The organism is Desulfoscipio gibsoniae DSM 7213 (assembly GCF_000233715.2).
Lineage (GTDB): Bacteria > Bacillota > Desulfotomaculia > Desulfotomaculales > Desulfallaceae > Sporotomaculum > Sporotomaculum gibsoniae.
In genome coordinates, this window is the sequence record NC_021184.1 from 323,148 (window position 1) to 349,862 (window position 26,715).

Annotated in this window: 32 protein-coding genes, 5 tRNA genes and 1 other annotated feature; all 37 genes read left to right on the plus strand. The window is 49.6% G+C overall.

The window, feature by feature from the left end; genetic code table 11:
- Positions 1-17 precede the first annotated feature (17 nt).
- A complete protein-coding gene (gene rlmB, locus DESGI_RS01640; RefSeq protein ID WP_006522889.1) occupies positions 18-749 on the plus strand; it encodes a 23S rRNA (guanosine(2251)-2'-O)-methyltransferase RlmB in 732 nt (243 codons plus the stop codon).
- A gap of 1 nt (position 750) precedes the next feature.
- Positions 751-1,263 (plus strand): NYN domain-containing protein, encoded by a 513-nt coding sequence (locus DESGI_RS01645; protein ID WP_006522888.1) that lies wholly within the window; start codon positions 751-753, stop codon positions 1,261-1,263.
- A 243-nt stretch (positions 1,264-1,506) separates the two neighbouring features.
- Entirely contained in the window at positions 1,507-2,133 is a 627-nt protein-coding gene (sigH, locus tag DESGI_RS01650) for an RNA polymerase sporulation sigma factor SigH (RefSeq protein ID WP_435050898.1), read from the plus strand.
- 137 nt (positions 2,134-2,270) lie between these two features.
- Positions 2,271-2,346 (plus strand) — tRNA-Thr (locus DESGI_RS01655).
- A gap of 37 nt (positions 2,347-2,383) precedes the next feature.
- Positions 2,384-2,468: transfer RNA gene (locus tag DESGI_RS01660), tRNA-Tyr, on the plus strand.
- Between the two features lie 71 nt (positions 2,469-2,539).
- Positions 2,540-2,615: transfer RNA gene (locus DESGI_RS01665), tRNA-Met, on the plus strand.
- Between the two features lie 3 nt (positions 2,616-2,618).
- Positions 2,619-2,694: transfer RNA gene (locus DESGI_RS01670), tRNA-Thr, on the plus strand.
- An 11-nt stretch (positions 2,695-2,705) separates the two neighbouring features.
- Positions 2,706-2,782, plus strand: a tRNA-Met gene (locus DESGI_RS01675).
- A gap of 352 nt (positions 2,783-3,134) precedes the next feature.
- Complete coding sequence (tuf, locus tag DESGI_RS01680; protein ID WP_006522873.1) at positions 3,135-4,337, plus strand: elongation factor Tu; 1,203 nt, start codon at positions 3,135-3,137, stop codon at positions 4,335-4,337.
- Positions 4,338-4,475: 138 nt separating this feature from the next.
- Positions 4,476-4,625 (plus strand): 50S ribosomal protein L33, encoded by a 150-nt coding sequence (gene rpmG / locus DESGI_RS23530; RefSeq protein WP_015617896.1) that lies wholly within the window; start codon positions 4,476-4,478, stop codon positions 4,623-4,625.
- Positions 4,626-4,648: 23 nt separating this feature from the next.
- Complete coding sequence (gene secE, locus DESGI_RS01685) at positions 4,649-4,957, plus strand: preprotein translocase subunit SecE (protein ID WP_006522886.1); 309 nt, start codon at positions 4,649-4,651, stop codon at positions 4,955-4,957.
- A gap of 46 nt (positions 4,958-5,003) precedes the next feature.
- A complete protein-coding gene (gene nusG, locus DESGI_RS01690) occupies positions 5,004-5,531 on the plus strand; it encodes a transcription termination/antitermination protein NusG (protein ID WP_041285116.1) in 528 nt (175 codons plus the stop codon).
- A gap of 22 nt (positions 5,532-5,553) precedes the next feature.
- Positions 5,554-5,979, plus strand: a complete 426-nt coding sequence (rplK, locus tag DESGI_RS01695) for a 50S ribosomal protein L11 (protein ID WP_006522884.1) — start codon at positions 5,554-5,556, stop codon at positions 5,977-5,979.
- A 49-nt stretch (positions 5,980-6,028) separates the two neighbouring features.
- A complete protein-coding gene (gene rplA, locus DESGI_RS01700) occupies positions 6,029-6,727 on the plus strand; it encodes a 50S ribosomal protein L1 (RefSeq protein ID WP_006522883.1) in 699 nt (232 codons plus the stop codon).
- Positions 6,728-6,736: 9 nt separating this feature from the next.
- Positions 6,737-6,892, plus strand: a sequence feature (ribosomal protein L10 leader region).
- A gap of 182 nt (positions 6,893-7,074) precedes the next feature.
- Complete coding sequence (gene rplJ, locus DESGI_RS01705; protein ID WP_006522882.1) at positions 7,075-7,611, plus strand: 50S ribosomal protein L10; 537 nt, start codon at positions 7,075-7,077, stop codon at positions 7,609-7,611.
- 75 nt (positions 7,612-7,686) lie between these two features.
- Positions 7,687-8,067: a 50S ribosomal protein L7/L12 gene (gene rplL, locus DESGI_RS01710; RefSeq protein WP_006522881.1), complete on the plus strand. Its 381-nt coding sequence runs from the start codon at positions 7,687-7,689 to the stop codon at positions 8,065-8,067.
- Between the two features lie 331 nt (positions 8,068-8,398).
- A complete protein-coding gene (rpoB, locus tag DESGI_RS01715; protein ID WP_006522880.1) occupies positions 8,399-11,896 on the plus strand; it encodes a DNA-directed RNA polymerase subunit beta in 3,498 nt (1,165 codons plus the stop codon).
- Positions 11,897-11,928: 32 nt separating this feature from the next.
- Positions 11,929-15,405, plus strand: coding sequence for a DNA-directed RNA polymerase subunit beta' (gene rpoC, locus DESGI_RS01720; protein ID WP_006522879.1), 3,477 nt, complete (start codon positions 11,929-11,931; stop codon positions 15,403-15,405).
- A gap of 174 nt (positions 15,406-15,579) precedes the next feature.
- A complete protein-coding gene (locus tag DESGI_RS01725) occupies positions 15,580-15,831 on the plus strand; it encodes a ribosomal L7Ae/L30e/S12e/Gadd45 family protein (protein ID WP_006522877.1) in 252 nt (83 codons plus the stop codon).
- Positions 15,832-15,884: 53 nt separating this feature from the next.
- On the plus strand, positions 15,885-16,259 hold the full coding sequence (gene rpsL, locus DESGI_RS01730) for a 30S ribosomal protein S12 (RefSeq protein ID WP_006522876.1): 375 nt from the start codon (positions 15,885-15,887) through the stop codon (positions 16,257-16,259).
- Positions 16,260-16,308: 49 nt separating this feature from the next.
- The gene (rpsG, locus tag DESGI_RS01735) at positions 16,309-16,779 is read left to right on the plus strand and encodes a 30S ribosomal protein S7 (RefSeq protein ID WP_006522875.1); all 471 of its coding nucleotides are present in this window, start codon (positions 16,309-16,311) and stop codon (positions 16,777-16,779) included.
- Between the two features lie 17 nt (positions 16,780-16,796).
- Entirely contained in the window at positions 16,797-18,875 is a 2,079-nt protein-coding gene (gene fusA / locus DESGI_RS01740) for an elongation factor G (protein WP_006522874.1), read from the plus strand.
- Positions 18,876-18,901: 26 nt separating this feature from the next.
- Positions 18,902-20,104, plus strand: a complete 1,203-nt coding sequence (gene tuf, locus DESGI_RS01745) for an elongation factor Tu (protein ID WP_006522873.1) — start codon at positions 18,902-18,904, stop codon at positions 20,102-20,104.
- A gap of 39 nt (positions 20,105-20,143) precedes the next feature.
- Complete coding sequence (gene rpsJ / locus DESGI_RS01750; RefSeq protein ID WP_006522872.1) at positions 20,144-20,452, plus strand: 30S ribosomal protein S10; 309 nt, start codon at positions 20,144-20,146, stop codon at positions 20,450-20,452.
- Positions 20,453-20,595: 143 nt separating this feature from the next.
- Positions 20,596-21,225 carry a 50S ribosomal protein L3 gene (gene rplC, locus DESGI_RS01755; protein ID WP_006522871.1) on the plus strand — a complete coding sequence of 210 codons (630 nt, stop codon included), beginning with the start codon at positions 20,596-20,598 and terminating at the stop codon, positions 21,223-21,225.
- Between the two features lie 30 nt (positions 21,226-21,255).
- Positions 21,256-21,879 (plus strand): 50S ribosomal protein L4, encoded by a 624-nt coding sequence (gene rplD, locus DESGI_RS01760; protein WP_006522870.1) that lies wholly within the window; start codon positions 21,256-21,258, stop codon positions 21,877-21,879.
- Positions 21,879-22,166 (plus strand): 50S ribosomal protein L23, encoded by a 288-nt coding sequence (rplW, locus tag DESGI_RS01765; protein ID WP_006522869.1) that lies wholly within the window; start codon positions 21,879-21,881, stop codon positions 22,164-22,166. Before rplD ends, rplW begins: the two co-directional genes overlap by 1 nt.
- Before the next feature lie 62 nt (positions 22,167-22,228).
- The gene (rplB, locus tag DESGI_RS01770; protein ID WP_006522868.1) at positions 22,229-23,056 is read left to right on the plus strand and encodes a 50S ribosomal protein L2; all 828 of its coding nucleotides are present in this window, start codon (positions 22,229-22,231) and stop codon (positions 23,054-23,056) included.
- 33 nt (positions 23,057-23,089) lie between these two features.
- Positions 23,090-23,374, plus strand: a complete 285-nt coding sequence (gene rpsS, locus DESGI_RS01775) for a 30S ribosomal protein S19 (protein WP_006522867.1) — start codon at positions 23,090-23,092, stop codon at positions 23,372-23,374.
- A gap of 21 nt (positions 23,375-23,395) precedes the next feature.
- A complete protein-coding gene (gene rplV / locus DESGI_RS01780; protein WP_006522866.1) occupies positions 23,396-23,740 on the plus strand; it encodes a 50S ribosomal protein L22 in 345 nt (114 codons plus the stop codon).
- 1 nt (position 23,741) lies between these two features.
- The gene (gene rpsC / locus DESGI_RS01785; protein WP_006522865.1) at positions 23,742-24,407 is read left to right on the plus strand and encodes a 30S ribosomal protein S3; all 666 of its coding nucleotides are present in this window, start codon (positions 23,742-23,744) and stop codon (positions 24,405-24,407) included.
- 5 nt (positions 24,408-24,412) lie between these two features.
- Positions 24,413-24,847, plus strand: a complete 435-nt coding sequence (rplP, locus tag DESGI_RS01790) for a 50S ribosomal protein L16 (protein WP_006522864.1) — start codon at positions 24,413-24,415, stop codon at positions 24,845-24,847.
- Entirely contained in the window at positions 24,837-25,040 is a 204-nt protein-coding gene (rpmC, locus tag DESGI_RS01795; protein ID WP_006522863.1) for a 50S ribosomal protein L29, read from the plus strand. The genes rplP and rpmC overlap by 11 nt, the downstream gene beginning before the upstream one ends.
- Before the next feature lie 38 nt (positions 25,041-25,078).
- A complete protein-coding gene (gene rpsQ / locus DESGI_RS01800) occupies positions 25,079-25,345 on the plus strand; it encodes a 30S ribosomal protein S17 (RefSeq protein WP_006522862.1) in 267 nt (88 codons plus the stop codon).
- 43 nt (positions 25,346-25,388) lie between these two features.
- On the plus strand, positions 25,389-25,757 hold the full coding sequence (gene rplN, locus DESGI_RS01805; RefSeq protein ID WP_006522861.1) for a 50S ribosomal protein L14: 369 nt from the start codon (positions 25,389-25,391) through the stop codon (positions 25,755-25,757).
- Between the two features lie 29 nt (positions 25,758-25,786).
- Positions 25,787-26,113: a 50S ribosomal protein L24 gene (gene rplX / locus DESGI_RS01810; RefSeq protein ID WP_006522860.1), complete on the plus strand. Its 327-nt coding sequence runs from the start codon at positions 25,787-25,789 to the stop codon at positions 26,111-26,113.
- 23 nt (positions 26,114-26,136) lie between these two features.
- Positions 26,137-26,679: a 50S ribosomal protein L5 gene (gene rplE, locus DESGI_RS01815; protein ID WP_006522859.1), complete on the plus strand. Its 543-nt coding sequence runs from the start codon at positions 26,137-26,139 to the stop codon at positions 26,677-26,679.
- Positions 26,680-26,715 lie beyond the last annotated feature (36 nt).

Here is a 26,715-nt window from a genome sequence, read left to right on the forward strand (position 1 = left end):
TGGGTGGAGAAATATTAATGGAACAAATTATTATCGGGCGCAACCCGGTATGTGAAGCGCTGCGGGCCGGCCGTACAATAAATAAGATTTACCTGGCCCGGGGCATGAAGTCAGCTGCCACTGCGGAAATTATCCGTTTGGCCAGGGAAGGGCAGGTGCCTGTGCAGAATGTTGAAAGGCAATTTCTGGATCGCATGGCGCCCGGTGCGGTGCATCAGGGCGTAGCTGCCCAGGTGGCACCCTATGCATATGTGGAGCTGGAAGATATACTGGAAGGAGTAAAGGACGCAGATCCTTTGCTGGTGCTGTTGGATGAGGTAACAGACCCTCATAATTTAGGGGCCATCATTCGCTCGGCCGATGCGGCAGGAGCCCATGGGGTGGTTATACCCAAGCGCCGAGCCGCCGCGATTACTCCGGTAGTGGTTAAATCCTCGGCCGGGGCGGTGGAATTTGTGCCCGTAGCCAGGGTGGGTAATATGGTTCAAACCATTGAGTTGCTTAAAGAACGGGGTGTATGGGTGGTGGGTGCGCATCAAGATGCGCGGCAACTGGTCTGGGATGCCCCGCTGGCAGGTCCTCTGGCTATAGTAATTGGTGGGGAGGATAAGGGTCTGGGACGACTGGTGCGGGAAAAGTGTGATTTATTGGTGAAGCTCCCCATGGCGGGCCGGGTTAATTCTCTTAACGCCTCAGTGGCTGCGGCTCTGATGTTATTTGATGCGGTGCGCCAGAGAAGTAGGGGATAAAATGAATGAGTACATTGTGGTTGACGGGTATAACATTGTCCATGCCTGGCCGGAATTAGCCAAGTTGAAAGATGAAAGCTTGGAGCATGCCCGGGACCGGTTGGTGGAAATACTGGCTAATTACGCCGGGTTTAGCGGTGATAGGGTGGTGGTGGTTTTTGACGCCCACAGGGTTAAAGGTAACCTGGAGAGGTACGAAGAAATAAACGGAGTGCAAATTTTTTATACCAGGGAAGACGAAACTGCTGACTCCTTGATTGAAAGACTGGTGGGTGATATGCCAAAGGATGGCAACATACGGGTGGCTACCTCCGACTGGGATGAGCAAAGGGTGATTTTTGGACGGGGTGCTTATCGGATGACCCCCGGGGAACTAATGGCACTGGTGCGTGAGGCGGGGAAAGAAAGCAAAAAGCGGTTGACGCGCCGGGATTATACCGACGGTTACCTGGAAAACCGTTTAGCAGGGAATATTCGACAAATATTTGAGCAGTGGAGAAGAAAAAAGGAATAACATTGCTGCCGGTTTGCAGGAGCTTTTTACTTGACGAGCCTCCCGTGGATGGTTATAATAAAGTCTGTAAATATGTGTACTAGCTAATTGATTAAAAATCCATATCATTATGCCCCATATGCTATCTGGGATCGATGTGCCCGGATTTTAATTGTCTAATAAGCGGTGCGGGTTATTTTTTTCTTTTTGGGTTTCGTTGGGGAGATTACGGCGGGAGGGATATTGTTGAATTTACACGCCCAAATGGATGCTTCCAGCGATTTTCAGTTGATGATTGACGAAGACGTTGTGGAATTTGCTCGTGAGGGTGACGATGCGGCTCTTGAGTATTTAATCAACAAGTATAAGAATTTTGTGCGAGCCAAAGCCCGTTCTTATTTTTTGATCGGTGCGGACCGGGAGGATATTATCCAGGAGGGTATGATCGGTCTATATAAGGCGATTCGTGATTTTAGGATGGACAAGTTGTCGTCTTTTCGTGCATTTGCAGAGCTTTGCATTACCCGTCAAATAATAACAGCAATTAAAACTGCCACCAGACAAAAACATATTCCACTAAATTCGTATGTTTCTTTGAATAAACCAATTTATGACGAGGACTCTGACCGTACCTTGCTGGATGTTATATCGGGTTCCAAAATATCTGATCCTGAAGAGCTGATTATCAGCCGTGAAGAATTCGATGATATCGAAGAAAAAATGGGTGAGATACTAAGTTCGCTGGAGTGGAAAGTGTTGATGTCCTACCTGGAAGGCAAATCCTACCAGGAAATCGCCGAAGATCTTCAAAGACATGTTAAATCCATAGACAATGCTTTGCAGAGAGTAAAGCGCAAGTTGGAACGCTACCTGGAAAAACGTGAAGCCTAATAGCTTTTGAGGCTAAAAAAAGCCGGATTGCCCGCCGGGTAACCGGCTTTTCTGTTGGTTGCCAACTTAATAATTTTTATTGCTTTAATCTGTTGACAAAGATACACACTTCGCTTATAATAATTTTTGTTGCCGGTGCCGGCGTAGCTCAATTGGCAGAGCAGCTGACTTGTAATCAGCAGGTTGCGGGTTCGAGTCCCATCGCCGGCTCCAGAATAATTTAGCTGATTTTGGGCGGAATGCAAATCGTGGAGAGGTTCCCGAGTGGCCAAAGGGAGCAGACTGTAAATCTGTTGGCGACGCCTTCGCAGGTTCGAATCCTGCCCTCTCCACCAAACCTTAAGCCCGGTTACAGTAACTGGCATTTGATAAGTTGTTTAAGGTATGGTATACTAATAAATGTTGACGCGGGGTGGAGCAGCTGGCAGCTCGTCGGGCTCATAACCCGAAGGTCGGGGGTTCAAATCCCCCCCCCGCAACCAAATGCCACTATAGCTCAGGAGGTAGAGCGCATCCTTGGTAAGGATGAGGTCACCGGTTCAAATCCGGTTAGTGGCTCCAGTTATACATATGGCGGCGTAGCTCAGATGGTTAGAGCATGCGGTTCATACCCGCAGTGTCCGGGGTTCAAATCCCTGCGCCGCTACCAATAAACCAGCTTAAAGCTGGTTTTTTTGCATTATTTGCATTATAAGTACTTTTGTAAATTTTATTTGGCCGAAGAAGGATTTATTTGATAACTATCGAATAAATGTGTTGGTATTGGGCTGCCAGTTTATAAAAGTGGTAAAATTGGAAATAATAAAGAAATGCTGCAACGTACATAGTATTGCAAATTGTGTCCTCTATGTTGGTGGGGGTTGTGTAAAAATGCCGGCATGTTTTTTGTTTGGCCAAGCTCCTTAGAATATACCATACTTAATTATTGGTGATTGGCAAGCGCAATATGGCTACTAAACTATATAATTTTGATAATTGCAAGGAGGAATCAAAAACCAACCATGGCAAAGGCGAAATTTGAGCGGACTAAACCGCACGTAAACATCGGTACCATCGGCCACGTGGACCACGGTAAAACCACCCTGACCGCGGCTATCACCACCGTGCTGTCCACAGTGGGCGGAGCTTCAGTGAAAAAGTACGATGAAATTGACAATGCCCCGGAAGAAAGAGAGCGCGGTATAACCATCAACACCGCTCACGTGGAATACGAGACCGCGACCAGACACTACGCGCACGTAGACTGCCCCGGCCACGCCGACTACGTCAAGAACATGATCACCGGCGCAGCCCAGATGGACGGCTCCATACTGGTGGTATCAGCTGCCGACGGTCCCATGCCCCAAACCCGTGAGCATATTCTCCTTTCCCGCCAGGTGGGCGTGCCCTACATCGTGGTTTACCTGAACAAAGCCGACCAGGTAGACGATGCCGAATTGCTGGAACTGGTGGACATGGAAGTGCGTGAGCTTTTAAGCCAGTACGAATTCCCCGGGGACGACATCCCAGTAATCACCGGTTCGGCATTAAAGGCGCTGGAATGCGGCTGCGGCAAACGGGAATGCGAGTGGTGCAAGAGCGTATGGGAACTGATGGACGCTGTAGATGCCTACGTTCCCACACCGGAGCGCGACATTGACAAGCCGTTCTTGATGCCTGTGGAAGACGTATTCACCATCACGGGTCGTGGTACCGTGGCCACCGGTCGTATAGAGCGGGGCGCTGTTAAAGTAGGTGAAGAAGTAGAAATCGTAGGTTTGATGGATAAACCGCGCAAGACTGTGGTCACCGGCGTGGAAATGTTCCGCAAGATACTGGACCGCGGTGAAGCGGGTGACAACGTAGGCTGTCTGCTGCGCGGCGTAGACCGTAAAGAAATCGAGCGCGGCCAGGTGCTGGCCAAACCCGGCAGCATCAAGCCCCATACCAAATTTAACGCAGAAGTATACGTGCTGACCAAAGAAGAAGGTGGCCGGCATACCCCGTTCTTCAACGGCTACCGTCCGCAATTTTACTTCCGTACCACCGACGTGACCGGCGTGGCCCAGCTGCCGGAGGGTGTGGAAATGGTTATGCCGGGCGACAACATTAAAATGAATATCGAGCTTATTACTCCCATTGCTTTAGAAGAAGGTTTGCGTTTCGCCATTCGTGAAGGTGGTCGTACCGTAGGTGCCGGTGTGGTTACCGGTATCAACGAGTAACTTGATGCAGGGGTTGGGAATTGGTGTCTTAAGATTCCCAACCCTTATCTTGACACACAATTTGAATTGTGATAAAGTTGGTAAGGTAATTTTTAAAAAAAGGCACAAGTCTTTTTTTAGTTTAGGGAGGTGGGCCCGGTGAGGGTAGGAGTTACTTTGGCCTGCACCGAGTGCAAGCGTAGAAACTATTCAACAACCAAGAATAAGAAAAACGACCCCAACCGCATTGAGATGAAGAAGTATTGCAAGTTCTGTCATACCCATACCATGCATAAAGAAACCAGATAAGTATATTTAAGGATGTGGCATAAGTGGCCGTGACCAAAAAACAGGACGGGTCAATGAAAAAAGATAAAGGCGCAGGGAAGGAATTGGTTAAAAAAGATAACCGCAAAGAAGTGGCCAAAAAGAATGCTGCTGCCAATAAGCCTGCTCTAGTAGACCGAGCCAGAACTTTTTTCCGTGGCGTAACAAATGAACTTAAAAAAGTGCACTGGCCCAATCGCAGGGAAACCATGATCTATACTGCCGTGGTTTTGGTTTCAGTGGTTTTTGTGGCTGTACTTATTTGGGTATTTGATATAATTCTCGGTTCGGCCATGGGTATGCTGATAAAATGAATCAAGGGGGTGAGGGGCCTGCGTTCACGCCGGGTCCCTTATGTTTATGAGTAAGCGCTGGTTTGTCATACATACCTATTCAGGGTACGAAAACAAGGTTAAGGCGAACCTGGAAAAGCGCATTGAGTCCATGAATATGGAAGATAAAATATTCCGCATTTTGGTTCCCATGGAAGACGAGGTTGAGATCAAAGACGGCAAAAAAAAGGTTACCAAACGGAAAATTTTCCCCGGCTATGTACTGGTGGAAATGATAATGACCGACGATTCATGGTACGTGGTGCGTAATACTCCCGGAGTAACCGGGTTTGTGGGTAGCGGTGCAAAGCCAATTCCGCTGGATGAAGCGGAAGCCCGGCAGATTATGGGAACAATGGGCGTGGATGAACCGCGTACCAAGGTTGACTTTGATGCCGGTGAACAGGTGCGAGTTATTTCTGGTCCTTTTGAAAATTTCAGTGGTGTTATCGAAGAATTACTGCTGGATAAAAGCAAACTTAGGGTGTTGATATCCATGTTTGGCCGGGAAACCCCGGTGGAGCTTGATTATAATCAGGTTGAAAAAATAAATTAAGCAGCGCAAGGAGGTGTGACATATGGCTAAACGGGTGGCAGCAGTTATTAAATTGCAGGTGCCTGCGGGTAAAGCCACTCCCGCACCCCCGGTAGGACCAGCACTTGGCCAGCACGGGGTTAACATTATGCAATTTGTTAAAGATTATAATGAACGTACTGCCAAGCAGGCGGGTATGATTATCCCGGTGGAGATAACTGTTTATGAAGACAGGAGCTTTACATTTATTACCAAGACCCCGCCGGCGGCGGTGTTGTTGAAAAAAGCAGCCGGTCTGGAGACTGCGTCAGGTGAACCTAACAAAAAGAAAGTTGGCAAGGTGACCAGCGCCCAGGTGCGGGAAATTGCTGAATTAAAGATGCAAGACCTGAATGCTAATACTGTTGATGCAGCTATGCGCATGGTTGAGGGCACTGCCCGCAGCATGGGCATAGAGATAGCCGGTTAAAAAATTGTGGGAGGAGAATTTCCGCTAATACCACAGGGAGGTATAATGTATGCCAAAAAGAGGAAAAAGGTATCAAGATGCGGCCAAGCAAATTGACCGTACCAAACTTTATGACCCGCTGGAAGCCATTGAATTGTTAAAGGGCATGGCCAAAGCCAAGTTTGATGAAACTGTGGAAGCTGCTATTAAGCTTGGCGTGGATCCGCGGCATGCCGACCAGCAGGTCCGGGGTGCCATGGTATTGCCCCATGGTACTGGTAAAACCCGTACTGTGCTGGTATTCGCCAAAGGTGATAAAGCCAAGGAGGCTGAAGCTGCCGGAGCGGATTTTGTTGGTGCGGAGGATATGGTGGAGAAGATTCAAAAGGAAGGTTGGCTGGGGTTTGAAGTAGCCATTGCCACCCCGGATATGATGGGTACGGTGGGTAAGTTGGGCCGTATTCTTGGTCCCCGGGGGTTGATGCCCAACCCCAAAACAGGTACCGTTACCTTTGATGTGACCCAGGCTATTCAAGAAGTGAAGGCCGGTAAAATTGAATACCGGGTGGATAAAGCCGGGAGTATTCATGTTCCTATTGGTAAAGCTTCTTTTGAATCTGAAAAACTTGCCCAAAACTTAAAGGCACTGGTCGAACAGCTCATCCGGGTAAAACCTTCGGCAACCAAAGGCCAGTATATTAAAGGTATTACGGTGACCACCACCATGGGGCCCGGTGTTAAGGTTAGTGCCCAGAAAGTTACCGCTTGATAAATTAAACTGCATAGTGATACCTAGCCGCAGACAGCAGGCGCCCTTAAGGGGCTTAATGGCCAAGTGCCGCCAGCCGAGGCCGGGAGGGTTTAACCTTTTAAGCTTTGCTTAAACGGGCCTCTGGCATGCTGTCTTGCACCGGAGGCTTTTTTAGTTATCCGATAGCTAATCGCCGCTAATACTCCCACTTTTTAAGCGGCAGATAAGCGGCGCTAAGCTCCTGGATAACAACTTCTAAGATTTATCGGATAGGGGACACACCTCTTCGAGGAATGTCCCCAATTTATGGGGTTAAAACCCCACCCGAATTAAGAATTTGTTTAATGGAAAAGGAGGTGTACATATTGCCTATTAATAAACAGGAAAAAGAACAAATGCTGCAAATGCTCAAGGAAAAGATGGGTTCCTCGCAAATAACTATTATGACCGATTATAAGGGTATCAATGTGGATGCCATGACCAAATTGCGCCGTAAAATGCGCGAGTCGGGCAGCGAGTTAAAGGTAGCTAAAAATACCATTATTAAAATTGCAGCCAGAGAATTGAATATGGAGGGTGCGGACCCGTATCTGGAAGGCCCTACTGCGCTGGCTTTCGGCATGAGTGATCCGGTGGCACCGGCCAAAGTGCTGAATGAATTTATTAAAGAGCATAAGAAGCTGGAAATAAAAGCAGCCATTTTGGAAGGACAGGTTATTGATGCAGCGCAAGTGAAGGCATTGGCCGGTTTGCCTTCCCGGGAGATGCTGCTGGCACAGGTATTGAGTGGTATGCAGGCTCCCATGTATGGTTTTGCCGGGGCACTGCAGGGCCTGCTAAGGAATCTTGTTTATGTGTTTGATGCCGTGCGTGAAAAAAAGGCCGGCGAAGCGGCGGGTTAAGGTGCTGGTCACTATCCACAGCAATTACGAAACGACTTGCAATAAGAAAATTAAATTTTTAGGAGGTTTATATCAATGTCCAAAGTAGCAGAAATACTTGAAGCCGTTAAGGGCTTAACCGTGTTGGAACTGGCCGAACTGGTCAAAGCTTTTGAAGAAGAATTTGGTGTAAGTGCCGCTGCCCCCGTTGCAGCCGTAGCTGCCCCTGTAGCAGGTGCTGCCGCTCCGGCCGAGGAAGAGGCTCAAACTGAATTTGACGTAATTTTGACAGCCGTTGGTGACAAGAAAGTAAACGTTATCAAGGTGGTACGCGAGGCTACCGGCCTTGGATTGAAAGAATCCAAGGAACTGGTGGACAGCGCTCCCAAGCCTATCAAAGAAAAAATCAGCAAAGAAGATGCCGAAGCGCTTAAGACCAAGCTCGTTGAAGCTGGTGCTACCGTTGAAATTAAGTAGCTGGTATTAAAAATTTTAACTATAAGCCGCTCCCGAGCCGGGGTGCGGCTTTTTGCTTGACAGTAAAGGAGTAACATGATATAATCCGAGAATGTCCATTATAAAGAGCATTGGTAAAAATAGCAGATTTTTCTGGGCTAGTTCTTTTATAAAGGCTTTTATTTTTTATGCATGCCCGGAAAATGTATCCGTTATAAAAATAATGGAAATAATACATTAGATAGCTTTTTTTATTTTGTTAGTAAGCGAGGGATTGTGAAAAGGACAAGACCTTGCTTTTCGTTGTTTGTATTAATATTAATGCCTTATTTTTGGGGGTGTGGTGCTGTAGATGTATCCTGAGCAACTGGGTACTAGAACCAGGTGGAATTTCGGGAAGTTCCAGGAAGTTTTGGAGCTGCCTAATCTCATTGAAGTGCAGCGCAACTCGTACGTATGGTTTCTTAACGCAGGGCTGAGGGAGGTGTTCCATGATATTTCTCCCATTCAGGACTTTACCGGCAATTTAGTGCTGGAGTTTTTGGATTACAGCCTGGGGAAACCAAAGTATGGCGTCGAGCAATGTAAGGAACGCGATGTCACCTATGCTGCTCCACTTAGGGTAAAGGTGCGCCTGATTAACAAGGAGACAGGTGAGGTTAAGGAACAGGAAGTTTTTATGGGTGATTTCCCGCTGATGACCGATAAGGGTACTTTTATTATCAACGGGGCCGAGCGGGTTATTGTCAGCCAGTTGGTGCGTTCACCCGGTGTTTACTTTGCGGAGACACACGACCCCAGCGGCAAAAAACTATATGGTGCAACTATTATACCCAATCGTGGCGCCTGGCTGGAGTTTGAAACTGATATCAACGACCAGCTTCACGTGCGAATTGACCGCACCAGAAAGATTCCTGCGACAGTATTGATTAGAGCTTTGGGTTACGGATCCAATATCATGATTACGGATTTATTTAACGAGAACATACATATCCAGGAGACCCTGGCCCGGGATAATACTGATTCAACGGAAGATGCGCTGGTGGAAATCTATAAGCGCCTTCGCCCCGGCGAGCCGCCTACGGTGGATAGCGCCCGGTCGCTGTTGGAGACACTCTTTTTCGACCCCAAACGTTATGACCTGGCAGTCGTAGGACGCTATAAGATTCAGAAAAAGCTAAAACACGGAGTGTTGTACCGTTATCCTGAAAGCGAGAACCAGGATACCGAATTTGATCCCTATTTAAAAACAGAAGTGCCCAAAGTACGGGAATTTATTCGGGAGCTATCCGCCCAGGATATCATTGAAACGGTTAATTACCTGCTGCGCCTTATGGAAGGTGAGGGGCAGGTGGATGATATCGACCACCTGGGCAACCGGCGCCTGCGCTCGGTGGGAGAGTTGCTGCAAAATCAGTTTCGTATCGGCTTATCCCGTATGGAACGTGTGGTGCGGGAACGTATGACCATCCAGGATGTGGATGTTATTACCCCGCAGGTGTTGATTAACATTCGCCCCGTTGTGGCGGCCATTAAAGAATTTTTCGGCTCAAGCCAGCTCAGTCAGTTTATGGATCAGACAAATCCTCTGGCCGAATTGACCCACAAACGACGCTTATCCGCCCTGGGACCCGGTGGCCTTAGCCGGGAGCGGGCAGGTTTTGAAGTGCGGGACGTGCACCACTCTCACTATGGTAGGATGTGTCCCATTGAGACCCCCGAGGGTCCTAACATTGGTTTAATAGGCTCTCTCTCGTGCTATGCACGGATTAATAATTTTGGTTTTATTGAAACGCCCTACCGCAAGGTGGATAAAGATAACAAGCGGGTAACGGATGAAATAGTATATCTTACTGCTGATGAGGAAGAAGATCAAATCATTGCCCAAGCCAATGCACCGCTAAACGAGGATTTTTACTTTGCTGAAGAACGGGTTAACGCCCGTCACGGCAGTGAAATACTGGTGGCACCTGCGGAGCAAGTGGATTACATGGATGTTTCGCCCAAACAGGTGGTCAGTGTGGCCACTGCGTTAATACCGTTTTTGGAACATGATGATGCCAACCGGGCATTAATGGGTGCCAACATGCAGCGGCAAGCCGTGCCTTTACTTAGAACCGATGCCCCGCTGGTGGGCACTGGTATTGAATATAAGGCGGCCCGGGATTCCGGCGTGGTCAAACTGGCCAATAACAGTGGCGTGGTGGAAAGGGTTACGGCCACCGAAATTGTAATCCGGACAGACGACGATAGACTGGAAAAGTATAAGTTGTTGAAGTTTTCCAGGTCCAACCAGGGTACCTGTATTAATGTGCGGCCGATAGTTAGTAGGGGTGAAAGGGTTGTGGCCGGTCAGGTTATCGCCGACGGGGCCTCTACCGACAATGGTGAACTTGCCCTGGGCCGCAATATCCTGGTAGCCTTCATGCCCTGGGAGGGCTACAACTACGAAGATGCTATATTGATCAGTGAAAAGACTGTTAAGCAGGATTACTTTACTTCCATACACATAGAGGAATATGAATGTGACGCCCGGGACACTAAGCTGGGTCCCGAAGAAATCACCCGGGACATTCCTAATGTGGGTGAGGAAATATTAAAGGATCTGGATGACCGTGGTATTATCCGTGTAGGTGCCGAGGTGCGGCCCGGAGATATACTGGTGGGTAAGGTTACCCCCAAGGGGGAAACAGAGCTTACTGCCGAAGAACGCTTGCTGCGGGCTATTTTTGGTGAAAAGGCCAGGGAAGTACGGGATACGTCGCTGCGAGTACCTCATGGTGAAGCCGGCAAAGTGGTGGATGTCAAGGTGTTCGCCCGGGATAACGGTGATGAATTGCCCCCCGGGGTTAATCAGCTGGTTCGGGTATACATTGCCCAAAAACGCAAGATATCCGAGGGTGATAAAATGGCCGGACGCCACGGTAACAAGGGTGTTGTGGCACGCATTTTACCCGAGGAGGATATGCCGTTTTTACCCGATGGCACGCCTATAGAAATTGTACTTAATCCTTTGGGGGTGCCCTCCCGGATGAATATAGGCCAGGTCCTGGAGACACACCTGGGCTGGGCTGCCCATGCACTGGGGATTCACATGGCTACCCCGGTATTTAACGGCGCATTGGAAGAGGATATCGTAGCCCAGCTGGAAAGGGCAGGACTACCCACCAACGGTAAAATGACTTTGTATGACGGTCGTACCGGTGAACCATTTGATAATCCGGTTACAGTTGGGTATGTGTATATGCTTAAACTGGCCCACCTGGTGGATGACAAAATCCATGCCCGTTCCACGGGACCATATTCACTGGTTACCCAGCAGCCGCTGGGCGGCAAGGCTCAGTTCGGCGGTCAGCGTTTTGGTGAAATGGAGGTTTGGGCGCTGGAGGCTTATGGCGCGGCTTACACGCTGCAAGAGATACTTACCGTCAAATCCGATGATGTCGTCGGGCGGGTAAAAACCTATGAAGCAATTGTCAAAGGTGAAAATGTGCCTGAACCCGGTGTGCCCGAGTCCTTCAAAGTGCTTATTAAAGAACTTCAAAGCTTAAGTCTGGATGTCAAAGTGCTTTCAGAGGACGATCGGGAAATTGAAATCAAGGAAGCGGAAGATGATATTGCTGAAACCGCCAAGGATTTAGGCATTGAATTGCATGAGGATCGGGGACGTCGGCGGGATGATAATTATGAAGAACCCGAAGATGAAGAAGACGTGGAACCGGGTGAAGATATCGACCAATTGGATGAGGATGCTCTTATAAATGAAGACGGTAAATTGGATGATCTGGATGAGGTAAATAATCTTGACGGGGATCTAAACGATTATGACCCCGATGAGGATAATTACTAACACAGTTAGAAAATCCGAAGGGAGAGAGGTCCTTGCTGGACTTGAATAACTTCGACCGAATTCGCATAGGCCTGGCTTCACCGGAACAAATCCGGGCCTGGTCCAACGGTGAGGTCAAGAAACCCGAGACCATCAATTACCGCACATTAAAACCCGAGCGGGACGGGCTGTTTTGCGAACGCATTTTTGGTCCCACCCGCGACTGGGAATGTCATTGCGGTAAATATAAACGTGTTCGTTATAAGGGCGTAATTTGCGATCGCTGTGGTGTCGAGGTGACGCGTTCCAAGGTGCGCAGGGAGAGGTTGGGACATATTGAGCTGGCTGCACCGGTATCCCATATCTGGTATTTCAAAGGAATACCCAGCCGGATGGGACTTTTGCTGGATATGTCCCCCCGGGCGCTGGAAAAGGTATTGTATTTTGTCTCATATATAGTAGTTGATCCCATGGAAACACCGCTGCTTAAAAAGCAGCTGCTCACTGAAACTGAATACCGGGAACACCGGGAAAAGTATGGCAGCAATTTTAAGGCGCTTATGGGAGCAGAGGCGATCAAGCAGCTGCTGCAAGAAATTAATTTGGAAGAAATGAACCGGGAATTACGTTTGGAACTGCGGGATGTTTCAGGACAGCGTAAAATCCGTGCCGTTCGCCGGCTGGAAGTTGTTGATGCCTTCCGTAAAAGTGGCAACCGTCCTGAGTGGATGATTATGGACGTGGTGCCTGTAATCCCGCCCGAGCTGCGTCCCATGGTGCAGCTGGACGGTGGCAGGTTTGCCACTTCGGATTTAAACGACCTTTATCGCAGGGTGATCAACCGCAATAACCGTCTCAAAAGGCTGCTGGATTTGGGAGCTCCGGATATCATAGTGCGTAATGAGAAGCGCATGTTGCAGGAAGCTGTGGATGCCCTAATTGATAACGGCCGGCGGGGTCGACCCGTGACTGGGCCGGGTAACCGTCCTTTAAAATCATTGAGCGACATGTTAAAGGGGAAACAAGGCCGGTTCCGTCAAAACCTGCTGGGCAAAAGGGTGGATTATTCCGGGCGTTCTGTAATTGTGGTGGGCCCCAAGCTGCAACTGCACCAGTGCGGTTTACCCAAAGAAATGGCTTTGGAGCTATTCAAACCCTTTGTAATGAAAAAACTGGTCAATGACGGTCATGCCCATAATATCAAAAGTGCCAAGCGCATGGTGGAACGCGTGCGCCCGGAGGTGTGGGATGTCCTTGAAGAGGTCATCAAGGATCACCCGGTGATGTTAAACCGCGCACCCACGCTGCACCGCCTGGGTATTCAGGCTTTTGAGCCAAAGTTGGTGGAAGGGAAGGCTATACAAATTCACCCCATGGTTTGTACCGCTTATAACGCTGACTTCGACGGAGACCAAATGGCGGTGCACTTGCCTCTATCCGCTGAATCCCAGGCCGAGGCAAGATTGCTGATGCTTTCAGCGTATAATATTTTAAATCCCAAGGATGGGCATCCCGTGGCCATTCCCACCCAGGATATGGTGTTGGGCAGCTATTACCTGACTATGGAAAAGCCCGGCGATCTTGGCGAGGGTAAAACCTTTTACGGTGCGGAAGAAGCCATGATAGCTTATGAAAATGGCGCAGTTAGCCTCCATGCCAAGGTCAAGGTCAGGTTAGATGAAGAGATTATAGAAACAACCGTGGGCCGGGTCATCTTTAATTCAGCTGTTCCCAAAAAGCTTGGCTATTTTAATAGGGTGGCTGATAAAAAAGCACTAAGTAAAATTGTGGATGAATCTTACCGTAAACTTGGTTTTTCCGCTACCGGCCAGTTGTTGGATGGAATTAAGGGCCTTGGCTTTAAGTTCGCCACTAAGGCAGGAGTAACCATTGGCAATGCGGATATCATTATCCCCGAAAAGAAGAAAGAAATACTGGGCGACGCCGAAAAACAAGTTGCTAAAGTAGAGGTTCAATACCGCCGGGGCTTGATCACAGAGGAGGAGCGCTATCGCAAGGTTATCGGCATATGGAATGATGCCACCAGAAAGGTTACCGATGCGCTGATTGAATCCCTGGATAAATTTAACCCGGTATATATGATGGCCAACTCCGGTGCCCGGGGTAATATTCAGCAAATTCGCCAGCTGGCGGGCATGCGGGGCTTGATGGCGGATCCTTCGGGACGGATTATCGACCTGCCCATTAAAGCAAACTTTCGCGAAGGTCTGACGGTTTTGGAGTACTTTATTTCCACGCACGGTGCCCGCAAAGGTTTGGCAGATACCGCTCTGCGTACAGCTGACTCGGGATATTTGACCCGCCGCCTGGTGGATGTGGCCCAGGATGTCATCGTGCGGGAGGTCGATTGCGGCACTGAAGAGGGTATCAGTGTTTCCGAAATTAAAGACGGCACCGAGGTAATTGAAAAGCTCGAGGATCGTATTGCCGGACGGATTGCCCTTGAAGATATCATGCATCCGGAAACAGGGGAAGTTATTGTGTCGGCAGGTCAGGTGATTGAATATGATGACGCTGACAGCATTGTTGCAGCCGGTATCAGGAAAGTTAAGATCCGTTCCGTGCTCACCTGTAAAAGCAGGTATGGAGTATGTATCAACTGCTACGGCCGCAACCTGGCCACCGGGCATATGGTGGATATTGGCGAGGCGGTGGGTATTATTGCCGCACAATCCATTGGTGAGCCCGGCACCCAGTTGACTATGCGCACATTCCATACCGGTGGTGTGGCCGGAGATGATATTACCCAGGGTCTGCCCAGGGTTGAGGAACTTTTTGAGGCCCGCAAGCCCAAAGGCCAGGCCATTATTGCCGAAGAGGGCGGCCTGGTCGAATTAAGAGAGGTCAAGGGGCGTAGAGAAATAGATATCACCAGCGATGACGGCAGCAAAAATAACTATGTAATCCCTTATGGCGCCCGATTGAAAGTACAAAATGGAGACCGGGTGGATGCCGGTGACGAATTGACCGAGGGTTCAGTTAACCCCCATGACCTGTTAAAAATAAAGGGTGCCACTGGAGTGCAAATATACTTGCTTCATGAAGTGCAGCGGGTATATCGCCTGCAGGGTGTGGATATTAATGATAAGCATATTGAAGTGATGATTCGCCAGATGCTGCGCAAAGTACGGGTGGAGGATCAAGGTGATACATCGCTGCTGCCCGGGGGACTAATCGACATATTTGATTTTGAAGAAGAAAACAGGCTGGTTGAGCTTGAGGGCGGTGAACCGGCCCAGGCTAAGCCGGTATTGCTGGGCATTACCAAGGCATCTCTGGCTACGGATTCATTCCTGTCGGCAGCCTCGTTTCAGGAAACCACCAGGGTGCTTACCGAGGCGGCCATTAAAGGAAAAATGGATCCACTTCTGGGGCTCAAGGAAAATGTTATTATAGGTAAGCTGGTGCCTGCCGGTACCGGTATGAGCCGCTATCGAAACGTTGAGATTAATCCGCCTGAGGATGTTGAGGACCTAAAGGAAACAGTGGATTTAACTTCAGAGGTGTAACCGGCCAAAGGGTGCCGGGGGATGATATGCAGCCGGGCGCCAATCAGTGTGCCTGGCTGTATGTCCCAAAAAAATTATATAACCGAGCACCTCCCAGGCATCGGTGAAATTTATTGACTTTGCGTGTTGGTAGTGATATTATGCTTAAGTGTGTTATTTTTGGGGGTGTCGATTATGCCTTTAAAACGGCTGCAGGCAGCCAAGGAAAAGTCGGTGGGTAGCAAGCAAACCGTTAAGGCATTGAAAAAAAAACTGGCCAAAGTGGTGTATGTAGCAGATAACGCAGATAAACATGTCGTCGATCCTGTGATTAAGTTGTGCGAGGAAAACCAGGTCTCGGTTATACGGGTAGATTCCATGAAAAACCTGGGCAAGGCTTGTGGAATTAAAGTTGAATGTGCTACGGCAGCTATTATAGAAGATTAATTGTTTATATTTTGCCTTAAATTAATAATGCGGCAAAGGAGGTGTAATTGAATATGCCGACAATCCACCAGCTGATCAGAAAAGGCAGAGAGGATTTAATTAAAAAATCTACTGCACCGGCATTGAAAGAATGCCCGCAGAAAAGGGGAGTTTGTACCAGGGTATATACCACAACTCCTAAAAAACCAAACTCAGCGCTGCGCAAGGTGGCCAGGGTAAGGCTTACCAATGGTATTGAAGTAACCTCCTATATCCCCGGTATCGGTCACAACCTGCAGGAGCACTCGGTGGTGCTGGTTCGCGGCGGTAGGGTAAAGGACCTGCCGGGCGTTAGGTATCACATTGTCAGGGGTGCTTTGGACTGTGCCGGAGTGCAGAACCGTAATCGGGGTCGTTCCAAGTATGGTGCCAAACGGCCAAAAAAATAAGACAATTGCTCTAAGTCCTTGATATCTTAATACGTAAGGGGGGAAACAAATGCCGAGAAGAGGTGCTGCACCAAAACGGGACATTATGCCCGACCCGGTACACAACAGCAAGGTGCTTACCAAGTTAATAAATCAAGTTATGCTCGATGGTAAAAAGGGCGTAGCGGAAAGCATCTGCTATGGTGCTTTTGATATTATCCGGGAAAAAACCGGCAAGGATCCCAGCGAAGTTTTTGAGCAGGCCATGAAAAATGTAATGCCGGTTCTAGAAGTAAAGGCCCGCCGGGTAGGTGGTGCCAACTATCAAGTGCCTGTGGAAGTAAGACCAGAACGCAGGCAGACACTGGCTATTCGCTGGATAACCAGATATTCCAGGGAACGTGCCGGTAGGACCATGCGGGAGCGCCTGGCGGATGAATTAATCGATGCATCCAACAACACAGGGGCTTCTGTAAAGCGGAAAGAAGATACCCATAAAATGGCGGAGGCTAACAAAGCTTTTGCTCACTACAGGTGGTAATGAAAGGGGGGGTCTTAATGGCGAGGCAATTTCCGCTCGAAAAAACTCGCAACATTGGCATTATGGCACATATAGACGCCGGAAAGACCACCACCACCGAGCGCATCCTGTTTTATACAGGTAAGGTGCACAAATTGGGTGAAGTCCATGATGGCGCGGCAACCATGGATTGGATGGTTCAGGAGCAGGAAAGGGGTATTACCATCACCTCTGCTGCAACGACGTGCCAATGGCGAGATCATTGTGTAAATATTATTGACACACCCGGACACGTGGACTTTACTGTTGAGGTGGAAAGGTCGCTGCGTGTGCTGGATGGGGCGGTTGCCGTTTTTTGTTCAGTGGGTGGTGTAGAACCCCAGTCTGAAACGGTATGGCGGCAGGCCGATAAATATAGGGTGCCGCGGATTGCTTATATCAATAAAATGGACCGTGTTGGCGCAGATTTTTTCAATGGTATGGCTATGATGCGTAAAAGATTAGGTGCTAACCCGGTAGCAATTCAATTGCCCATTGGTGTGGAAGAGAATTTTAGCGGCATTGTTGACCTGGTTCGCAACAAGGCCATCAGGTACATTGACGACCTGGGCACCACTAGCGAGGAAACAGATGTTCCCGAGGACATGTTGGAACTGGTTACCGAACACCGGGAAAAACTTCTGGAGGCGGTGGCCGAATTCGATGAAGAGTTAATGCTCAAGTATCTCGAAGGCGATCAGCTTACTTCCGAAGAGATCAAGGGCGCTCTGCGTAAGGCCGCACTGGCGGTGAAGATAATACCGGTACTTTGCGGTTCCTCTTTTAAAAATAAAGGGGTTCAGCCCTTATTGGATGCCATCGTGGATTATCTACCATCTCCGCTGGATGTTCCTGCTATCCGAGGTGTACACCCTGACACCAGCGATGAGGACACGCGGGTAGCTGATGACGAAGCACCTTTTTCAGCACTGGCTTTTAAAATTATGACGGACCCATACGTGGGAAAATTGACTTACTTCAGGGTATATTCAGGGCGGATGGCCAGCGGATCATATGTTTATAACTCCACTAAGGGAAAACGGGAGCGTGTAGGCCGTATACTGCGAATGCATGCCAACCACCGGGAAGAGGTCAAGGAGATCTATTCCGGTGATATAGTGGCAGCCGTAGGACTAAGGGACACCTCAACCGGGGATACCCTGTGCGATGAAAAACAGACGATACTGCTGGAGTCCATGGAGTTTCCCGAACCCGTTATTTCTGTGGCCATTGAACCCAATACCAAGGCCGATCAGGATAAAATGGCTGTAGCTTTGCAAAAACTGGGCGAAGAAGACCCCACCTTCAAGGTAAGTATTGACGCTGAAACGGGGCAGACCATCATTAGAGGTATGGGCGAACTGCACCTGGAGATTATTGTGGATCGCTTACTGCGTGAGTTTAAAGTGCAGGCCACGGTTGGTAAGCCCCAGGTCGCCTATAAAGAGACTATTCGCAAAAAATCCAAGGCTGAAGGCAGATTTATTCGCCAGTCCGGCGGGCGCGGTCAATACGGTCACGTAGTAATTGAGATTGAACCGGCCGAGCCGGGCACCGGGTTTGAATTCGTCAATAAAATTGTTGGCGGGGTAATACCCAAGGAATATATACCGGCGGTATCAAACGGTATTTCCGAGGCTATGTCTAATGGTGTAGTAGCATCCTATCCGCTGGTAGACCTGCGGGCTACATTGCTTGATGGTTCTTATCATGATGTTGACTCTTCAGAAATGGCCTTTAAAATAGCAGGCAGCATGGCGCTGCAAAATGCGGCTAAAAAGGCCGGAGCAGTATTGCTGGAACCGGTCATGAAGGTGGAAGTGGTGGTCATGGATGAGTATATGGGTGATGTTATTGGTGATATAAACGCCCGCCGGGGGCGTATCGAGGAAATGGAACCCCGGGGAATAAATCAAGTTATTCATGGCATTGTACCGCTATCGGAAATGTTCGGTTATGCCACTGAACTGCGTTCCAGAACCCAGGGCCGTGGCACTTATACGATGCAGTTCAGCCACTATGAGGAAGTGCCACAGAACATTGCGGAAAGTATTGTATCTAAAAGATTTTACGGATAATTGCAAGGAGGAATCAAAAACCAACCATGGCAAAGGCGAAATTTGAGCGGACTAAACCGCACGTAAACATCGGTACCATCGGCCACGTGGACCACGGTAAAACCACCCTGACCGCGGCTATCACCACCGTGCTGTCCACAGTGGGCGGAGCTTCAGTGAAAAAGTACGATGAAATTGACAATGCCCCGGAAGAAAGAGAGCGCGGTATAACCATCAACACCGCTCACGTGGAATACGAGACCGCGACCAGACACTACGCGCACGTAGACTGCCCCGGCCACGCCGACTACGTCAAGAACATGATCACCGGCGCAGCCCAGATGGACGGCTCCATACTGGTGGTATCAGCTGCCGACGGTCCCATGCCCCAAACCCGTGAGCATATTCTCCTTTCCCGCCAGGTGGGCGTGCCCTACATCGTGGTTTACCTGAACAAAGCCGACCAGGTAGACGATGCCGAATTGCTGGAACTGGTGGACATGGAAGTGCGTGAGCTTTTAAGCCAGTACGAATTCCCCGGGGACGACATCCCAGTAATCACCGGTTCGGCATTAAAGGCGCTGGAATGCGGCTGCGGCAAACGGGAATGCGAGTGGTGCAAGAGCGTATGGGAACTGATGGACGCTGTAGATGCCTACGTTCCCACACCGGAGCGCGACATTGACAAGCCGTTCTTGATGCCTGTGGAAGACGTATTCACCATCACGGGTCGTGGTACCGTGGCCACCGGTCGTATAGAGCGGGGCGCTGTTAAAGTAGGTGAAGAAGTAGAAATCGTAGGTTTGATGGATAAACCGCGCAAGACTGTGGTCACCGGCGTGGAAATGTTCCGCAAGATACTGGACCGCGGTGAAGCGGGTGACAACGTAGGCTGTCTGCTGCGCGGCGTAGACCGTAAAGAAATCGAGCGCGGCCAGGTGCTGGCCAAACCCGGCAGCATCAAGCCCCATACCAAATTTAACGCAGAAGTATACGTGCTGACCAAAGAAGAAGGTGGCCGGCATACCCCGTTCTTCAACGGCTACCGTCCGCAATTTTACTTCCGTACCACCGACGTGACCGGCGTGGCCCAGTTGCCGGAGGGTGTGGAAATGGTTATGCCGGGCGACAACATTAAAATGAATATCGAGCTTATTACTCCCATTGCTTTAGAAGAAGGTTTGCGTTTCGCCATTCGTGAAGGTGGTCGTACCGTAGGTGCCGGTGTGGTTACCGGTATCAACGAGTAATTGTTGACGCACTTCTTTTAGGCGAAAGGAGGTCAGTGCATGAAAAGTCAAAAAATTCGTATCCGGCTTAAGGCGTATGATCACCACATGCTGGACCAATCGGCCCAGAAAATAGTGGACACCGCCCGGCGGACCGGCGCTAATGTGGCAGGCCCCGTGCCTTTGCCCACAGAAAAGAATATCTACACGATATTGCGTTCCCCCCACGTCAACAAGGACTCCCGGGAACAATTTGAAATGAGAACCCATAAGCGGCTGATTGACATTATGGAACCCACGCCCAAAACGGTGGATGCGTTGATGCGCCTTGACCTGCCCGCCGGTGTGGATATTGAAATTAAACTATAAGAAAACTAGCAGATAGCAGTCTCGAAGGTCAAGTTCAGCGCTTGTGGTCGTGATAAAAACAGCGACCAGTACGTTGAACCGCTGACGGCATCGAAAAGCCTAGGAAGCACAGTACTTCGAGCAGGCTCGGGAGGTGCATGGAAATGCCCAAGGCAATATTGGGTAAAAAGGTTGGTATGACCCAGGTATTTACTGATGAAGGTATTGCCGTTCCGGTAACCGTTATTGAGGCTGGACCTTGTTTGGTGGCCCAAAAGAAAACCGGCGCCAAGGACGGCTATAACGCCATTCAATTAGGGTTTGGTGAAAAACGGGAAAATTTGTTTAACAAACCTATGAAAGGCCATTTTGAAAAAGCGGGCATAAAGCCCAAGCGTTACTTGCGGGAAATACGCGTTGATGACATTGATGCCTATGAAGTGGGGCAGGAAATCAAAGCGGATGTATTTGCACCCGGCGAAAAAGTAGACGTTGTGGGTATCACCAAAGGGCGCGGTTTTTCGGGTGGTATAAAACGCCATGGATTCCACCGTGGCCCCATGGCGCACGGTTCCAAGTATCACCGGCGTCCCGGTTCGCTGGCGGCTAAAGGCCCGGCCCGGGTGTTCAAGGGCAGAAAATTGCCGGGGCACTACGGCGCTGAGCGGGTGACCATACAGAATTTGGAGGTTGTCCGTGCGGATGCCGGGCAGAACCTGCTGGCTGTTAAGGGAGCCATTCCGGGCCCGCGCGGCGGTCTGGTCATGGTCAAACAATCCGTTAAAGCCAGGTAACGGCGGCGCAGCGAAAGGAGGAAGTCATTCATGCCCAGAGTTGCCATGTATAACATAAACGGTGACCAGGTCGGGGAGATCGACTTAAAAGAAGACATTTTCGGTATTGCAGTTCACCAACAAGCTCTGCATGATGTCGTAACCATGCAGTTGGCCGGCAGGCGGCAGGGCACACACGATACCAAAACCAGGGCCGAAGTCAGCGGCGGCGGCCGCAAGCCCTATCGCCAAAAAGGCACCGGCCGGGCCCGGCACGGGTCTATTCGTTCACCCATCTGGCGTGGCGGCGGCATTGTGTTCGGGCCACACCCGCGCAGTTATAGCTACCGGGTGCCCAAAAAGGTGCGCAGGCTGGCTATGAAATCAGCATTATCCTCCAAGGTGGAAGGCGGCACCATTGTAGTTTTGGAAGAGCTCAAAATGGATGTGCCCAAAACCAAGGATATGGTAAAAATACTTAATAACCTTAAAGTTGATAATAAAGCTTTGGTAGTAACAGCGGAAAGAGACGATGCGGTTTATAAGTCGGCGCGTAACATACCGGGCATTAAACAATTAAGCGTCCCGGGGCTGAATGTTTATGATTTGCTGGCGCATAAAACGCTGGTCATTACCAAAGATGCGGTGGCCAGGGTCGAGGAGGTGTTTGTTTAATGAAAAATCCTCGAGATATTATTAAAAAGCCGGTGGTCACTGAAAAGAGTATGGGCTTGGTGGAAGAAAACAAGTACACATTTATCGTGGATATGGGTGCCAATAAAATTGAGATTCGCCAGGCTGTGGAAGAGTTGTTTAATGTTAAAGTTGACAAGGTGCGCACCATGCGGGTCAAGGGTAAATTAAAGCGGGTTCGTAACCGTTGGGGCAAGACACCCGACCGTAAGAAAGCCATAGTTACACTCAAAGAGGGGCAAAAAATTCAGCTCTTTGAGGGTGTTTAGTGAAATGATTCCTTCGCTGTCCTGGTAAAAGGACGCGGGGGGGCGATAAGGAGGGAAACCAGGTGGGGATTAAAAAATTCAAGCCTACATCGCCGGGTCGGAGGTTTGTAACTGTATCAACTTTCGAGGAAATAACCGCCACCGAACCGGAAAAGTCCCTGCTGGAACCGCTTAAGAGCAAAGGCGGCAGAAATGCCAGCGGCAGAATAACTGTTCGTCACCGTGGCGGCGGACATAAACGGATGTACCGGTTAATTGATTTCAAACGGGATAAGGATGGTATACCGGCCAAGGTAGCCACTATTGAATACGATCCCAATCGCTCGGCACGTATTGCCCTGTTGCATTATGCCGACGGTGAAAAGCGTTATATCATTGCTCCGGTAGGCCTGCAGGTGGGACAGAAGGTTGAATCGGGTCCGCAAGCTGACATAAAAGTGGGCAATGCCCTTGCTTTGCGTAATATTCCGGTGGGTACAATGATTCATAATCTTGAGCTGCACCCCAAGGGCGGCGGACAATTGGTTCGTTCAGCCGGCACAGCCGCGCAGCTTATGGCTAAAGAGGGCAAATACGCCCACGTACGCATGCCATCAGGGGAAATGCGTTTAATATTACAGGATTGCCGGGCCACCATAGGCCAGGTGGGTAATGTGGATCACGAGAACATTTCGGTTGGTAAAGCCGGCCGTTCCCGTTGGTCAGGCATTCGCCCGACAGTGCGCGGCGTGGTGATGAACCCGGTGGATCACCCCCATGGTGGTGGTGAGGGTCGCTCACCCGTAGGCAGAAACCCGGTTACTCCCTGGGGTAAACCAGCCCTGGGTGCACGTACCAGGAAGAAAAAACCCAGTGATCGCTTAATTGTGAAGCGGCGTGGTAAAAAATAAGTATATGTACAGGTGTAGGAAGGAGGCCAGCCGATGGGTCGCTCTCTGAAAAAAGGCCCGTATTGTGACGATAAACTCCTTAATAGAATCCAAGAGATGAATGATAAGGGCGACAAAAGGGTCATTAAGACATGGTCCCGCCGGTCCACCATTTTTCCGGATATGATTGGGCACACCATTGCGGTGCATGATGGCAGAAAGCATGTTCCCGTATATGTTACCGAGGATATGGTTGGACATAAATTAGGCGAGTTCGCCCCCACGAGGCTTTTCAGGGGACACGGATCACATACTGAAAGGTCGACGTCTTTGAAGTAAACGTGTAAAGGGGGTAAAACCATGCAAGAAGCAACAGCGGTTGCGAAATATATTCGCATCTCCCCACGTAAAGTGCGTCAGGTTATTGACATTATCAGGGGTAAGGATGTGCAAGAGGCGCTGGCTATATTGAAATTTACGCCCAAGCGGGCCTCTGTACCGGTGGCTAAAGTAGTTAAATCTGCCGCAGCCAACGCCGAGCATAATTATGAAATGAATAAGGATAACCTGTATGTGGCCGCCTGTTATGTAGATCAAGGACCCACCTTGAAGCGGTGGCAGCCCCGGGCCATGGGCCGTGCGGATGTACTGCGCCACCGTACCAGCCACATTACCGTGGTAGTAAAAGAGAAAAAGGAGGGTTAGTGTGGGGCAGAAGGTAAATCCCGTAGGGTTGCGCATAGGCATTATTAAGGATTGGGAAGGCAAATGGTACGCGGATAAGAAAAACTTTTCCACCCTTTTACTGGAGGATTTTAATATCCGCAAATTTGTCAAAAAGAAATTGTATGCGGCAGGTATCGCCCGCATTCAGATAGAGCGGGCAGCCAACAAAATAAAATTATCCATCCACACGGCCAAGCCGGGTATTGTTATCGGGCGTGGCGGTGCCGAGGTGGAGAATTTGCGCAAGCAGCTGGAACAAATGACCGGTAAGCATGTGAACATTAACATAGTTGAAGTTAAAGTGCCTGAAATTGATGCCCAGTTGCTGTCCGAGAATGTAGCCTCTCAATTGGAGAGAAGAATTGCTTTCCGCCGGGCCATGAAACAAAGCGTAGGCAGGGCCATGAAGATGGGGGCCAAGGGAATCAAAATTTCTTGCAGTGGCCGGCTGGCCGGAGCAGAAATTGCCCGGACTGAGTGGTATAGTGAAGGTAAAGTACCCCTGCATACATTGCGTGCTGATATCGACTATGGTTTTGCCGAAGCAAATACAACTTATGGTAAAATCGGTGTCAAGGTTTGGATATATAAAGGAGAAGTTTTGCCGGAAGTTAGAAGAACCGCTGCCGGTAAAGGAGGCGAATAGGCTTTATGCTCATTCCAAAAAGGGTAAAATACCGCAAGCAGCGCCGCGGATCAATACCCTCGGGTAAATCCAAGGGGGGCAATGAAGTCCATTTCGGGGAATACGGGTTAAAAGCGCTGGAACCCGGATGGATTACCAACCGGCAAATTGAAGCCGCTCGTATTGCTATGACCCGTTACATTAAACGGGGCGGTAAAGTATGGATTAGAATTTTCCCCGATAAACCGGTCACCAAAAAGCCGGCTGAAACCCGGATGGGCAGCGGCAAGGGCGCTCCCGAATGGTGGGTGGCGGTGGTTAAGCCCGGACGGATAATGTTTGAGTTGGCTGGTGTCAGTGAAGAGGTAGCCCGGGAGGCCATGCGGTTGGCATCGCACAAGCTGCCCATCAAAACCAAGTTTGTAAGACGTGGGGAAGTAGGTGAGGCAAGTGAAAGCTAAGGAACTGCGTGATATGACCGTTGAGGAACTGCAAAAGAAAATGAACGATACCAAGGATGAATTGTTCCGGTTACGCTTTCAACTGGCTACCGGACAACTGGATAACCCAATGCGTATCAAGGAAGTGCGCAGAAATATCGCCCGCGTCAAAACTGTCATCCGGGAAAGGGAAATTGGCATTAAGCGGGCTTAATGAAAAGCATATTATCCCGATGCAGGAAGGGGGTAGCCATGTTGACGGAGCGCAATTTGCGCAAAACTCAAACAGGTGTGGTTGTGAGCAATAAAATGAATAAAACTGCGGTCGTAGCAGTGGAAACACTGGTTAGACACCCGCTATACAACCGGACCATCAGGCAAACTAAAAAATACAAGGCACATGATGAAGAAAATATATGCAATATCGGCGACAAGGTCAAGATAATGGAAACCAGGCCATTGTCCAAGGATAAGCGGTGGCGTGTGGTGGAAATATTGCGCAAGACAGAGCAGTTATAGCCGCCGGTAGCCCGCCGGTTATTGTGCAAAGGAGGCTAATTCGGTGATTCAAGTACAATCTATGCTTAGAGCGGCAGACAATACCGGTGCCCGTAAGCTGATGTGTATCCGCGTAATGGGCGGTTCGTTGCGCCGATATGCCAGCCTGGGCGATGTGGTGGTTGCCACCGTCAAGGAAGCCACACCAGGCGGCGTTGTTAAGAAAGGGGACGTGGTTAAGGCTGTTATCGTGCGCACCAAAAAGGAAGTGCGACGTCCCGATGGTTCTTATATTAAATTTGACGAAAACGCCGCAGTGATTATTAAAGATGACGGAACTCCACGTGGCACCCGTATATTCGGTCCCGTGGCCCGGGAATTAAGAGAGCACGATTATATGAAAATTGTCTCCCTGGCCCCGGAAGTATTGTAGTAGATGCCGCTACAGGAGGTGTAACGGATATGACCAAGCCCAAAGTGCATGTGCATAAAGGTGATACAGTATTGGTGATTCGGGGCAAAAGCGCCGGTAAAAAAGGCAAGGTCCTGGAAGTGCAGCCAGCTAAGAGTCGCGTGGTGGTGGAAGGGGTTAACAAAGTAAAGCGCCATGCCAAACCAACCCGCAGTATGCCGCAAGGCGGCATTACGGAAAAGGAGGCGCCCATCCACAGCTCCAACGTGATGCTGTATTGCAGTAAGTGCAACAGACCCACCAGGGTGGGTAAGAAAATACTGGAAGACGGTAAAAAAGTTCGCCAGTGCAAGAAATGCGGGGAAGTGCTCAGCTAACCCGGCGGAAGGAGGGTATAGGTGTGCCTAGGCTAAAGGATAAAATCAAAGATGAAGTGGTCAAGGCTATGATGGAAAAGTTCGGCTATAAAAACCCAATGCAGGTCCCCAGGCTGGAAAAGGTAGTCATTAACATGGGGGTGGGGGAAGCCATCCAAAACAGCAAGGCCATTGACGCTGCGGTAAATGACCTGATGATTATTTCGGGTCAGCGCCCGGTGGTAACAAAAGCGAAAAAATCCATTGCCGCGTTTAAATTGCGCGCCGGGATGAACGTAGGCTGCAAGGTTACCTTGCGGGGCGACCGTATGTACGAGTTTGTAGACAGGCTGTTTAACATTGCTCTGCCGCGGGTGCGCGACTTCCGTGGGATATCCCCGAAGTCATTTGACGGGCGGGGCAACTACAGCATGGGCGTTCGGGAACAACTTATTTTCCCGGAAATTGATTACGATAAAATTGATAAGGTCAGGGGCATGGATATAATTTTTGTAACCACTGCCCGGACTGACGAAGAGGCGCGGGAATTGCTTCGCTTACTCGGAATGCCGTTTAAAGCTGCCTGATGGAAGATAAATTAGCTTTAAGCAAAAGGAGGGAAA